8 protein-coding genes are annotated in these 13,083 nt (G+C 57.9%); 3 read left to right on the forward strand and 5 right to left on the reverse strand.

Features of this window, described 5'->3' with window-relative positions; translation table 11 throughout:
• The first annotated feature begins 273 nt into the window (after positions 1-273).
• A complete protein-coding gene (locus tag AB4P91_RS01170; RefSeq protein WP_042557616.1) occupies positions 274-1,437 on the forward strand; it encodes a type III PLP-dependent enzyme in 1,164 nt (387 codons plus the stop codon).
• A 39-nt stretch (positions 1,438-1,476) separates the two neighbouring features.
• Here AB4P91_RS01170 and AB4P91_RS01175 read toward each other — a convergent pair whose 3' ends face one another.
• From AB4P91_RS01175 to AB4P91_RS01190, 4 genes are all read right to left on the reverse strand, one after another.
• Entirely contained in the window at positions 1,477-2,355 is an 879-nt protein-coding gene (locus AB4P91_RS01175; RefSeq protein WP_395604137.1) for a hypothetical protein, read from the reverse strand.
• Between the two features lie 45 nt (positions 2,356-2,400).
• Positions 2,401-4,617 (reverse strand): alpha-xenorhabdolysin family binary toxin subunit A, encoded by a 2,217-nt coding sequence (locus AB4P91_RS01180; protein WP_395604138.1) that lies wholly within the window; start codon positions 4,615-4,617, stop codon positions 2,401-2,403.
• A 230-nt stretch (positions 4,618-4,847) separates the two neighbouring features.
• Positions 4,848-5,603 carry a tetratricopeptide repeat protein gene (locus AB4P91_RS01185; protein WP_395604139.1) on the reverse strand — a complete coding sequence of 252 codons (756 nt, stop codon included), beginning with the start codon at positions 5,601-5,603 and terminating at the stop codon, positions 4,848-4,850.
• Complete coding sequence (locus tag AB4P91_RS01190) at positions 5,600-6,280, reverse strand: Fe2+-dependent dioxygenase (RefSeq protein WP_042557612.1); 681 nt, start codon at positions 6,278-6,280, stop codon at positions 5,600-5,602. Before AB4P91_RS01190 ends, AB4P91_RS01185 begins: the two co-directional genes overlap by 4 nt.
• Positions 6,281-6,487: 207 nt before the next feature.
• Here AB4P91_RS01190 and AB4P91_RS01195 point away from each other — a divergent pair, with 207 nt between their 5' ends.
• Together AB4P91_RS01195 and AB4P91_RS01200 are read left to right on the forward strand one after the other, a co-directional pair.
• On the forward strand, positions 6,488-8,791 hold the full coding sequence (locus AB4P91_RS01195) for a TonB-dependent receptor (protein WP_395604140.1): 2,304 nt from the start codon (positions 6,488-6,490) through the stop codon (positions 8,789-8,791).
• 152 nt (positions 8,792-8,943) lie between these two features.
• Complete coding sequence (locus tag AB4P91_RS01200; protein WP_395605010.1) at positions 8,944-11,472, forward strand: PepSY domain-containing protein; 2,529 nt, start codon at positions 8,944-8,946, stop codon at positions 11,470-11,472.
• Positions 11,473-11,530: 58 nt separating this feature from the next.
• Here the strand turns inward: AB4P91_RS01200 and AB4P91_RS01205 are convergent, their stop codons facing one another.
• Positions 11,531-13,072 (reverse strand): alkaline phosphatase D family protein, encoded by a 1,542-nt coding sequence (locus AB4P91_RS01205; protein WP_395604141.1) that lies wholly within the window; start codon positions 13,070-13,072, stop codon positions 11,531-11,533.
• Positions 13,073-13,083: the final 11 nt, after the last annotated feature.

Raw genomic sequence — 13,083 nt, forward strand, 5'->3', positions numbered from 1 at the left:
TCCGCGTCGCACGTCAGAAGCGTGCAAAAACGCGACATTTTTAGTTGATCTCAGGCCCCTCTCGCCCTAAAGTTCGCGCCGAACGTCCATGCTGGAAACGATCCATCCGGCTCAAGTACTGACGACGAGACAGCAAGGCCAAGGGAAGCTGCACACCCGTGGCCTTTTTGCTTTCGGCGACATGCCTTGGGAAGTAGGCGAACCAAAGTGGGGATACGGAGGACGTTCATTTTTACCCATGTTTATTATTGTTTGCCCTTAGGAGTTCCCAGCATGTCGATCAACGTCGAAGATTATTTCGAGCGCGCCACTTTTGACAAAATGAAGGCGTTTGCCGACAAGCAAGAAACCCCGTTCGTGGTCATCGATACCGCGATGATCAGCCAGGCCTACGATGACCTGCGCGCCGGTTTCGAATTCGCCAAGGTCTATTACGCAGTCAAGGCCAACCCGGCCGTCGAGATCATCGACCTGCTCAAGAACAAAGGTTCGAGCTTCGACATCGCCTCGATCTACGAGCTCGACAAAGTGATGGATCGCGGCGTCAGCCCCGACCGTATCAGCTACGGCAACACCATCAAGAAATCCAAGGACATTCGCTACTTCTACGAGAAAGGCGTGCGTCTGTTCTCCACCGACTCCGAAGCCGACCTGCGCAACATCGCCAAAGCGGCGCCGGGCTCGAAAGTCTACGTGCGCATCCTGACCGAAGGTTCGACGACGGCTGACTGGCCTTTGTCGCGCAAATTCGGCTGCCAGACCGACATGGCCATGGACCTGCTGATCCTGGCCCGCGACCTTGGCCTGGTGCCTTACGGCATCTCGTTCCACGTTGGCTCGCAACAGCGCGATATCAGCGTGTGGGACGCGGCAATCGCCAAGGTCAAAGTGATCTTCGAGCGCCTGAAAGAAGAAGACGGCATTGAACTGAAGCTGATCAACATGGGCGGCGGCTTCCCGGCCAACTACATCACCCGCACCAACAGCCTGGAAACCTACGCCGAGGAAATCATCCGCTTCCTCAAAGAGGATTTCGGTGATGACCTGCCGGAAATCATTCTGGAGCCGGGCCGTTCGCTGATCGCCAACGCCGGCATCCTGGTCAGCGAAGTGGTATTGGTCGCACGCAAATCCCGCACGGCCGTCGAGCGTTGGGTTTATACCGACGTGGGCAAGTTCTCCGGCCTGATCGAAACCATGGACGAAGCGATCAAGTTTCCGATCTGGACCGAGAAGAAAGGCGAGATGGAAGAAGTCGTCATCGCCGGCCCGACCTGCGACAGCGCCGACATCATGTACGAGAACTACAAGTACGGCCTGCCGCTGAACCTGGCGATCGGTGACCGGATGTACTGGCTGTCGACCGGCGCGTACACCACTAGCTACAGCGCCGTTGAATTCAACGGCTTCCCGCCGCTGAAGTCGTATTACCTTTAACTGACGCGTTAAATGAAAAGGCCCATGCATGGGCCTTTTTTATTTGCGCAGCCAATTCTCAAGTTGGTCAACCATGGCCATGAATGCGTCAGCCAGCTCTTTGGTCGCCGCTAACTTGAAATTCAACTCCCCTAGTTTCGACACACGTTCCGCCCTTAATAACTCGTTGATCGCCGTGTCCATGTGCGATCCCGTTGCCTCCAGAAACAGACTGACTCGCGAACTCACGGACGCCAGTGCGTTGAACAAAGTGCCTATATCAGTTTTGTATTCTGCGGCCCGGATCGCTGCATCCGCGGATGAATAAGTGATATCCCAAAACGGCGTGGTGCGGGTTTCACGGAACAATTCCTGGACAACCGTTGGCTGGGCATGGCACTGGCAGGAGCGATGATCCATTGCCCTGGTAAATACCGACCTGAGCCCGAACGACTCGTCATGCACCTCGGCGATGGTGTATTTCAGTTGTTGAATCATCGCCCTGAGTTGATAAAACCGCAGTGCCAATTCGTGAACCAGATCGGGTACATCATTAGGCGGAAACAGCCGCCAGGTCGGCGACCGGGACAAACTGTACCCCTTGAAATCCACCTTGCTGAGGGGCTCACTCCTTGATGTGCGACGGGTCATTTCCCGGGTTTCCTGCGCAAACGTAGTGAGATCCGCGACGTAAGCACTGCACAGGTTCCGGGCTTCTTTTGTGCGCCCCCAGAGTTCTCGCAGATAGCGCTCATTGAATCGGGCATTGTTCAGACGCGAATCACTGGCCAGCACCGTGGGTGCATGACCGCTGGCTTTTCGACGGGCAAATACCACGGGGATGTTGTTGATGGTCGTGTGAAGAGAGCCGAGAAATCTTGTATAGCGATCCAGCACGCGCCGCTGCGCGGTGGAGAGGTCATAGGAAAGTATGTTCATGACTATCCAGGAAGCGATGGGCGCGCAGCCCACCGCCCCCACGCCTTATTGTTGAACAGCCTTCAGATATCTCACGACCTCGGTAATCCGGGTAATCGCGGCATCGGCACGCTCCTCGACAGGTAGTGACTTGTCCTGCCTGAAGTCTCGGCGGAACGAGTCAAAACCGATCACCAGATTCGAATACTCGTTCACATAGCCCCAACGCCCCTCGTCCAGTTGATCCAGCGCGTTGATCAATTGAATTTTCCCGTCTATCCGGGCGATGTCGCTTTTGTATTTCCTCAACTGCACCCGCAAGTCAGCGGCCTTATCCCTGAGCTTGTTGTAAGCCTTCAGCATGTTCAGGAATGAAATCGCCTCACCAATACCGGAGATGATTTTTTTCAGGGTGTCGATCGCCAGCAGTGCAATTTGAACCTGTGGAGGTGCCAAACCCAGGGCTTTCAGATTATCCAGCGTTAATTGCGCTTCCTGGCCGATCTTCTCCACACCGGCCTTCGCGATCAAGTCGATCCCTTCGGATGCCGATTTCATCTGTTTTTCCAGATCGGTCAATTTCTCGTCGGATTTGACCTTCAGTGCTTCCGTGACATCCCGGTCCTGTTGCAGTGTGGCAATCCATTGTTGCGAAGTGGCCCGGTCATAGGCAGTACTCAGGCTGCTGCGAATGACTTTGAAGTCTTCATAACGCTCAGACATTTTGCTGGAAGTACTCTTGAGTTCGTTTTCCATGTCTTCACGAACCTCCTCCACATCCTCCGGATAGGCAAGTTCGGCTTGATATCCTTTCAGCTTGTCCCGCGCGCGCTCCAGAAAAATGATGTCTGTCCGGGCCTGGTTACGCATATCAAATGTTGCGCTCTGAACAGCAATCGACAATTCATTCATGCTGCGGACAATGCCAGGCATATAGTTGAATTGTTCAAATAGCATTTGCGCAGTGGTATTGCTTTTCTGCATGGCGGTCAAGTGAGCACGCAACGCTGCCACATTGACTTGCGGATAAGTTTGATTAGTTGGCAGCGAAAACATGATTCTCTTGCTCCTGAATGACTGAACGTTGTTTCCATATTCCTTATCCGCTGCTGCAAACACGTCAAGCAGTTGATCAGCACTGGATTTGATCTGCTCCCACGGATCGATAATGGCGAGAATCTGATTCTTGAACCTGCGCAACGACGTGGCCTCATGCAGCGAATCGACCTCTTTGATGGAGGCCGTGATGTAAGTACTCAACGCATTCCATACCAACATCAGGTTCTGAGTTGCAACTTCAGCTTCGATCGCTACATAGTCGAGATTTTGCAAGTCATCGCGTATCTTGTTCAAAGAAGTCAACGTTTGACTCTTACTGGCCATTTTCTGATTGGCAGCCTGTTGTTCAGCTTTGAGATGGTTGCGCTTCTTGCGGATCTCTTCTGCCTTTACGCCCTGATAGATGCCGAGAATCAATCCTGCAATGTTAAAGGTCGCAGCCGCCTGGATGGCCTCTTGTACCAGTTGATCATATTGTTTATTGAGTTCATCAATCTCCATCGAGCGTTGATCGATCTCCCCTTGCAGCACCTGAATGTCTGCCTGATAGGTATTCCTCGACACAAACTCCAGACGCAGCTTGATCTCGGGCAACACTTTCTCGCGCATGTCCTTGCCAAAGCTGTCCAGCTGCTCCCGGACCCGTTCAGCTTTCTGATGGCATTGCCTGACTTTGCCCAGCATGTCATTAAGGTAGGCTTTTATCTCGGGAACATCGCCCTCAGGCAACTCGATATCAGGAAGTTTGGGGATCTTTCGCTTGAGTTCCAGATACTGCTCAGGGGTACTTATATTGTGTTCTTCCAGGTATCTGGACGCTTTGAGATCTTCATAGATCTCGACTATTGCGCTGCCTGCACGGATGATACTGCCGGCAAAAATCTTCAGGTCGGTCCCCGTGAGCATGATTTTTTCACGCAACGGCGACCATCGTTTGGCGTGATCATATGTAGTGCTGAATGTACGCAGAAAGTCTGCCGGTTTGAGACCGAGGCCGCCGCCATCACCTGCGCCGTAGTTCAAGTACGCAATAACATCCTGCAAGCGCACGGGCAAAGACAACCCAAGCACTTCATACTTTCTCAAACTGATAATCTGCTCTTTGGTTAGCTGAATACCGGTATCACGATTGTATTCATTACCCTCACCAAGCGAGGCACTGACAAACACGGCAGGTGCTTTTGTAGCGTTTTCGACAATCTTGTTATCTATCCTGAATCCCATAAGAGACTCCTTGTCTGCTTTGGATATTTATTAAAGTCAATTGCGATTCGACCTTGTCGAGTGTTAGGTCAACTCGATCTTGGACATCGCAAAACAACCTTAGGACAACAAGATAAAAACCAACAAGCGCTTAACTATTAGCAATCACGACAACATAATTACTTACTCAAGTCATTAACGCCTGGCAAACCACTCACATCACTTAAACAACTAACCATAAAAACAAATCATTACGACGCCATCAACTGCGACAAGCGCCACTGATAAGCGTCGGCCATTGCGCGAATGCGTAAGTGCGGTGCATTCATCAGCGACTCGCCTGCGACCCGCAGGAAGTTTGCATTGCCCCCCGCCAGCGCCTTGCGCAGCCAGACCAGGGCATCATCGATCCGGCCGTCGTCGGCAAGCATCGCGGCGTGACTGAACTGCCCACGAAAATCACCGCCCTCGGCCGCACGGCGATACCAATCACGCGCGGCCAGGCAATCCTGCGGACAATGGCGCCCCTCCTCCAGGTAACGACCCAACAGATTCATTGATTTGGCGTGGCCCAACGCCGCAGCACGACGATACAAGATCAGGGCGTGCGCCTGGTTTTCGGCGATACCGCGACCGGTGGCGAGCAGGTTAGCAAGGTTGTACATCGCCCAGTCCAGCCCAGCCTCGGCGGCGATTCGATAATGCTGCACCGCAACCGCAGCATCCGCCTCACAACCCCAGCCATGTTCGTTGCACCGGCCGAGCATGTTGCGCGCCATCAGATGCCCTCGTCCGGCGGCGATGCCGAACCAGAGCAGTGCCAAGGGTTGATCCTGCGCGATGCCCTGACCATCGAGCAGGATCTGCCCAAGCAACGCCTGCGCCTCGACAACCCCCTCGCCCGCCGCCAACAGAATCGCCTGCGCCGCACGACCCGGGCTCTCTTCAAGCATGGCGCTGAGCTGTTCACCGTCGAGGACTTCCTGACGGCGCAGATGAAAACTCATACCTCGACCCAGCGCCGCAACAAGTTGTGATAAGTGCCGGTGAGGCGAATCAGCGAAGGGTGATCGGGCAGGTCTTGCGTGAGTTGCTGAATCGCCCCGTCCATCTCGAACAGCAACGCACGCTGGCTGTCTTCGCGCACCAGACTTTGCGTCCAGAAGAATGAGGCGTAACGCGCGCCGCGAGTAACCGCGTTGACTTTGTGCAGGCTGGTGCCGGGGTAGAGCACCATGTCGCCGGCGGGCAATTTCACCTGTTGAGTGCCGAAGGTGTCCTGGATTTCCAGTTCGCCGCCGTCGTAATCCTCAGGTTCGCTGAAGAACAGCGTGGCCGACAGATCGGTACGCACCCGCTCGATGCTGCCCTTGGGCTGGCGCACGGCATTGTCGATGTGGAAATCGAAACTGCCACCGGCCGTGTAACAGTTCACTAACGGAGGAAACACTTTGTGCGGCAGCGCGGCAGACATGAACAGCGGATTCTTCCACAGCCGCTCGAGCATCGCCGCGCCGATTTCCTTGGCCAGCGGATGGCCTTCGGGCAATTGCAGATTGTGCTTGGCCTTGGCCGACTGGTAGCCGGCGGTGATCTTGCCGTCAGCCCAATCGGCCTGTTCCAGCGCCTCACGAATGCGCTGCACTTCGTCCTTTTCAAACAGACCGGGGATGTGCAGCAGCATGGCAATGTCACCTGATGGCAAAGAGGCGGCAATGGTATTGATTCTTATTGTCTGTGTAAAACCCGCGGGACGAATGAACAGGCAAAAACCGTAAGGCCAAATTGTAAAGAATGTAAATTCAGTGCGAATAACAATATTTCGCAATTGATACGAATACCCGTTTACCCTATATTCCGCCGCCTCAAATCCTTGGGGAGGGGAATAAAAATGGCACGTCAACCCGCACAATTACCGGTCAGTTCACCGCGTCTGCTCGCTTCTGCAATTGGCGTGGCAATCACCGCCGGTTCCGCCGGCCACATGGTGTTTGCCGCCGAAAAGACTGACAGCAAAGCCTCCGGCAATGCCATCGCCCTGGACGCCACCGCCATCACTGGCGAAGCGCAGGACTCGACGTCCTACCAGGTCGAGAAAGCCTCCTCGCCCAAGTACACCGCGCCGCTGATCGACACGCCGCGCTCGGTCACCGTTATTCCGCAGCAAGTCCTCAAGGACACTGGCGCCCTGAACATGCAGGACGCCCTGCGCACCGTGCCGGGCATTACCTTCGGCGCCGGTGAGGGTGGCAACCCGCAGGGCGACCGTCCGTTCATCCGTGGCTTCGATGCCCAGGGCGACACCTACCTCGACGGCGTGCGCGACACGGGCTCGCAGAGCCGCGAAATCTTCGCCGTAGAGAACATCGAAGTCAGCAAGGGCCCGAACTCCGCCATCGGCGGTCGCGGCGCGGCGGGCGGCAGCATCAACCTGGTGAGCAAGAAGGCTCACTTGGGTAACTCGTTCGACGGTGGTTTCACCTGGGGCTCCGACCAGACTCAGCGTTACACCCTCGACGGCAACTACCAGTTCAGCGATACCGCCGCTGGCCGTCTGAACCTGATGAGCCACGAAAGCAACGTCGCCGGTCGCGACAAAGTCGATTACGACCGTTGGGGCATCGCGCCTTCCCTGGCCTTCGGTCTGGGCACCGACACTCGCGTCAACCTTGATTACTACCATCTGGAAAGCAACGACACGCCGGACTCGGGTATCCCGTACAGCTTTTCGAGCCCGCGCACCAAGTCCAATCCGGACAAGCCGTATGCCGGTGGCGACGACAGCAACTTCTACGGTCTGGATCGCGATTTCCGCAAGGGCCGCACCGATACCGCGACGTTCGCCATCGAGCATGACTTGAACGACTCGCTGACCATCAAGAACACCCTGCGTCACGGCACCAGCATGCAGGATTACATCCTCACCCAGCCGGACGACAGCAAGGGCAACGTCAACAACGGCAGCGTGTGGCGTCGGGCGAATACGCGGGTCAGCAACACCGAGACCACCACCAACCAGACTGACCTGTTCGGCAATTTCTATGTCGCCGGCTTCAAGAACAGCTTCTCCACCGGTGTCGAATACACCCGTGAGCAAAGCCAGAAGTCTTCCTACAACGTCAACACCGACACCACGCCGCGCACCAGCGCCGTGACCACCAATTGCAACCCTGGATTGATTGGTGCAGCAAGCGGCTACAACTGCACCTCGCTGTCGAATCCGAACCCGAACGATCCATGGAATGGCGCGATCTCGCGCAACTACGCCGGCACCGACACCAAGGCCAACACCTACGCGCTGTATGCGTTCAACACCCTGGAGTTGTCCGAGCAGTGGCTGGTGAACATGGGGCTGCGTTACGACCACTTCGACACTGAGTACAAGACCTACACCGCCGCTGGCGCTACCACCGCCAAGGGCGATGATGTCAGTGAGTTCGTTACTGGCCAGTTCGGCGTGGTCTACAAGCCTGCGGAAAACGGCAGCATTTATGCTTCCTACGCCACCTCGGCCACACCACCGGGCAACACCCTCGGTGAAGGCATGGACGGCAATCCGTTGGGCGGCAGCAGAGATCGCGCCGGCAATCTGCTGAGCAGCGACATGGAGCCGGAAACCACCAAGAACTACGAAATCGGCACCAAGTGGGATCTGCTCAATGATCGCCTGTCGCTGACCGCTGACATCTTCCGCACCGAGAAAGAAAACGCCCGCGTACAAGTCGACACCACCTCGTACGAGAACGCTGGCAAGACCCGCGTGCAAGGTGTCGAGTTGTCGGCCAGCGGCAAGATCACCGACAAGTGGCAAGTGTTCGCCGGTTACGCCTACATGCACAGCGAACAGGTTGATGGCGGCCCGCTGAACCGCGCCACCGACGGCAACCAACTGCCTAACACGCCGAAGAACAGCGCCAGCCTGTGGACCACTTACCAGGTCACGCCGAAGCTGACGATCGGTGGCGGCGCGTTCTATGTCGACGACGTGTTCGGCAACGTGGCCAACACCACCCTGGTTGATTCGTACGTGCGCTACGACGCGATGGCGGCCTACAAGCTGACCAAGAACGTCGACCTGCAACTCAACGTGCAGAACCTGACCGATGAAACCTATTACGACAAAGCGTTCTCGACCCACTTCGCCAGCCAGGCAGCGGGGCGCACAGCGCTGTTGAGCACCAATTTCCACTTCTAAAAACTGCAGGAGCTGCCGCACGCTGCTCCTACAGAACAGCGAGCCCCGTTCATTCGATTGAGCGGGGCTTTTGTGCGTAATCAAGAAGCTTCTCGACAACCCACGGCATAATGCGCGCCGTGAAGACAATTTCCGAACGGACGGCGAGTGACGTGTTGAAGAAAACCCTGTTCCAGTTGCACTGGTTTTTTGGCATCACCGCAGGCCTGGTGCTGGCCCTGATGGGCATCACCGGCGCGGCCTATTCGTTTCAGGACGAAATCCTGCGGGCGCTGAACCCCTCGGTATTGCAGGTGGAAAAACAGGTCGCCGGCGTGCTGCCGCCCGTTGAACTGGTAGAGCGCATCGAAGCCAAGTCGGGCAAGAAAGTCTCGATGCTGTCGGTGGAGACCGAAAGCGGCCACGCGGCAAAAGTATTCTTCACCCCGCCCAAGGGGGAACGTCGCGGCGAGATGCGCTACTTCGATCCGTACACCGGCGACTTCATGGGCGATGCCACCGGCCAGGACTTCTTCGGTCTGATGCTGCAACTGCACCGCTTCCTCGCCATCGGTGACACCGGGCGCAACATCACCGGCGCCTGCACCCTGATCCTGGTGTTTTTCTGCCTTTCGGGCCTGTACCTGCGCTGGCCTCGGCAGTGGAACAGCTGGCGCGTCTGGCTGACCCTGGACTGGAAGAAAAAGGGTCGCACCTTTAATTGGGACCTGCATTCGGTGGCAGGCACCTGGTGCCTGTTGGTGTATCTGCTGCTGGCGCTGACCGGGTTGTCGTGGTCATACGAGTGGTACAACAAAGGCCTGACCAGACTGCTTTCCGACGCTCCGCAAAACGAACGCGTGCGCGGCGGTCGCGGCCCGGCCCCACAAGGCCCGGCGCCAACCGCCGACTACGCCGCGATGTGGAGCAGCATTTACAGCGCCGCCGGTCCAGGCCTGTCTGCCTACAACATCCGCATGCCGCCCGTGGCCGGTCAACCGGCGACGGTGTTCTACCTGCTCGACAGCTCGCCCCATGATCGCGCGCTGAACCAGATTAGCCTCGACCCGGCCACCGGCATCGTCAAACGTGTCGACCGCTATGCCGACAAGAGCTTCAAGGCGCAATTGCTGACCAGCATTTACGCGCTGCACGTGGGCAGTTATTTCGGCCTCGTCGGACGGATCATTATCACCGTCGCAGCGGTGTGCATGCCGTTGTTCTTCATTACCGGATGGCTGCTGTACCTCGATCGTCGGCGCAAGAAAAAGCAGATCAAGGAGGCGCGCAAAGGCTTCGAACCGCCGGCCGGCGATGCCCCGGCGTGGCTGATCGGTTTCGCCAGCCAGAGCGGTTTCGCCGAGCAACTGGCGTGGCAGACCGCTGGCCAATTGCAGGCCGCCGGGTTGCCGGTGAACGTGCAGCCGCTGGCGAATGTCAGCGAAAAGGATCTGCGTGAGTCGAGCAATGCGCTGTTTGTCGTCAGCACGTTTGGCGACGGCCAGGCACCGGACAGCGCCCGCGGTTTCGAGCGCAAGGTGCTGGCCAAAGCATCGACCCTCGACAACTTGAGCTACGCCGTCCTCGGGCTTGGCGACCGTGAGTATCAGCACTTCTGCGGTTTCGCCCGACGCCTGCATCAGTGGCTGAGCGAGCACGGCGGCAAGCCCCTGTTTGCCCCGGTAGAAGTCGACAGTGGCGACCCGTACGCCCTGCATCATTGGCAAACCCAACTGGGCTTGCTCACCGGACACGCACCGGTCGACACCTGGCAAGCACCGAGCTACGAGAACTGGACGCTGCTGCGCCGTGAACTGATGAACCCTGGCAGCAGCGGTTCGCCGGTTTATCTGCTGAGCCTGAGCGCACCGAACACCAGCAGCTGGCTGGCCGGCGATCTGGTCGAAGTGCTGCCACGCAACTGCCCGTGGGCCATCGAACACTTCCTCGACGGCCTCGGCATTCGTGGCGAGACGACGGTAAAAATCAACGGCCTCGAAGAACCTCTGGAAGTGGCACTGGCCTCGCGCCAATTGCCCCAGCACCGCGCGCATCTGGTTGGCCTGCATGCGCAGTCGTTGGTCGATGCGATGGTGCCTTTGGCCATGCGCGAATACTCGATCGCGTCGATTGCCGCCGACGGTGTGCTGGAATTGATCGTGCGTCAGGAACAGCACGCCGACGGCACGCTGGGCATCGCTTCAGGCTGGTTGACCGAGCATTCGCCGGTAGGCGGCAGCATCAGCTTGCGGGTACGCCGCAACAGTGGTTTCCACCTGCCGAATGAACCGCTGCCGATGATTCTGATCGGTAACGGCACAGGGCTGGCCGGTCTGCGCAGCTTGCTCAAGGCGCGCATTGCTGATGCTCAGCAGCGTCAGTGGTTGCTGTTCGGCGAGCGCAATCGTGAGCACGATTACTTGTGCCGTGCGGAGCTGGAAGAGTGGTTGATCAACGGCGATCTGGCGCGGCTGGATCTGGCGTTTTCGCGCGATCAGGCGGAAAAGGTGTATGTGCAGGATCGCTTGCGGGAATCGGCTGAGGAGTTGAAGAAATGGCTGGCGGAGGGGGCCGTCATTTACATCTGCGGCAGCCTGCAAGGCATGGCATCAGGCGTCGATCAAGTGCTCAACGAAGTGCTCGGCGCTGCTGAGGTTGAACGTCTGATTGAGCAGGGTCGTTATCGCCGGGATGTTTACTGACACCCCCTCTCCCCTGTAGGAGCTGCAGCAGCCTGCGGCAGCTCCTACAGGGGGGGTTTCAGACTGGCTGCAGTTTTTTCTCGAACACACTGACCCCATTCAAATCCCGCAACACCACGCTCATCTCCCCACTCTGCCCCTCAATATTCACCTCGCCAAAAAACTGAAACCCGGCAAACGGTGACATGTTCTGCGCCGTCGGTGCCTTCTCGAAAACCACCTCAGGCCCAAAGGTCTTATCCAGCGGATTAGGCCCGAAACTTCCGGCATTCAACGGCCCCGCGACAAACTCCCAGAACGGCTCGAAATCCTGAAACGCCGCGCGATCCGGGTGATAGTGATGCGCCGCGCAGTAGTGCACATCGGCCGTGAGGAAGACGAAATTGCGCACCTGCTGCGCCCGCAGAAAACCGAGCAATTCGGCGATCTCCAGTTCACGTCCCTGCGCCGGTCCCGGGTCGCCATTGGCCACGGCCTCCCAGCGCGCTACACCCGGACTTACCTCGCCGTCAGGCACGCCTAGGCCAATCGGCATGTCTGCCGCGATGACCTTCCACTGCGCTTTCGAGGCCTTCAATCCGCGCTTGAGCCAATCCAGTTGCTCACGTCCCAGGAACGGTTTTGCTGCGCCGAGGTTGTCGTCGTTGGCCTCGCGATAGCTGCGCATGTCGAGCACGAACACATCCAGCATCGGCCCGTACTTGAGCTTGCGATAAATTCGCCCGCCCGCGTCAGCCGCCTGCAAACGCATCGGCGAATATTCCAGCCAGGCCTTGCGCGCGCGGCCGACCAGGGTGTGGATATCTTTTTCCTGATAGCGCTCGTCGAGCTGCTTGCCGGGCGACCAGTTGTTCACCACTTCATGGTCATCCCACTGCCAGATCTGCGGCACTTCGGCGTTGAAGCGGCGGATGTTTTCGTCCATCAGGTTGTAGCGATAATTGCCGCGATAGTCGTCGAGGGTCTGGGCGACTTTGCTCTTGGCTTCGGTGGTGATGTTGCGCCACACGCGACCGTTTTCAGTGGGCAGCTGGGCCGGTACCGGGCCGTCGGCGTAGATGGTGTCGCCGCTGTGGATAAAGAAGTCCGGCAGGCGCAAACGCATGGCTTCGTAGATGCGCATGCCGCCGATGTCCGGATTGATACCGAAGCCCTGGCCGACGGTGTCGCCGCTCCAGACGAAACGAATATCACGCCGCGCCGAGGGGGCGCTGCGCAAGTGGCCGAGCCACGGCTCGCTGGCGACGCCGCTGCGGGCGTCCTTGAAATACACGCGATAGAAAATCGCCTGATCGGCGGGTAACCCGGTGAGTTCGACGCGGGCGGTGAAGTCGCTGCGGGCATCCGCCAGCGCCGAAACGATACGCCGTGGATTGCGAAACTGGCTGCGGGTGTCCCACTCGACCACCATCCGGGCCGAGCGGTCGCTGCGGCTCCAGATCATCGCGCGGTCGCCTTGCAGGTCGCCGGACTGCACGCCATCGGTGAGTTGCGGTCGATCCTTGACCGATGCGATCACCGCCGGCGCCAGCCCCGGCACCAGCAGTCCGGCGCCAACGGCTTGCATGACCCGGCGGCGACCGAGGTTGAAATCGCTCATGCTGTTCTCCC

This window comes from Pseudomonas sp. B21128 (assembly GCF_044218865.1).
Taxonomy (GTDB): Bacteria; Pseudomonadota; Gammaproteobacteria; order Pseudomonadales; family Pseudomonadaceae; genus Aquipseudomonas; species Aquipseudomonas iridis.

Bases quoted from the DNA above. Each gene is read 5' to 3' on its own strand.
- AB4P91_RS01180 (WP_395604138.1), bottom strand. From the start codon at position 4,617: ATGGGATTCAGGATAGATAACAAGATTGTCGAAAACGCTACAAAAGCA.
- AB4P91_RS01195 (WP_395604140.1), top strand. From the start codon at position 6,488: ATGGCACGTCAACCCGCACAATTACCGGTCAGTTCACCGCGTCTGCTC.
- AB4P91_RS01190 (WP_042557612.1), bottom strand. From the start codon at position 6,280: ATGCTGCTGCACATCCCCGGTCTGTTTGAAAAGGACGAAGTGCAGCGC.
- AB4P91_RS01170 (WP_042557616.1), top strand. From the start codon at position 274: ATGTCGATCAACGTCGAAGATTATTTCGAGCGCGCCACTTTTGACAAA.
- AB4P91_RS01175 (WP_395604137.1), bottom strand. From the start codon at position 2,355: ATGAACATACTTTCCTATGACCTCTCCACCGCGCAGCGGCGCGTGCTG.
- AB4P91_RS01205 (WP_395604141.1), bottom strand. From the start codon at position 13,072: ATGAGCGATTTCAACCTCGGTCGCCGCCGGGTCATGCAAGCCGTTGGC.
- AB4P91_RS01185 (WP_395604139.1), bottom strand. From the start codon at position 5,603: ATGAGTTTTCATCTGCGCCGTCAGGAAGTCCTCGACGGTGAACAGCTC.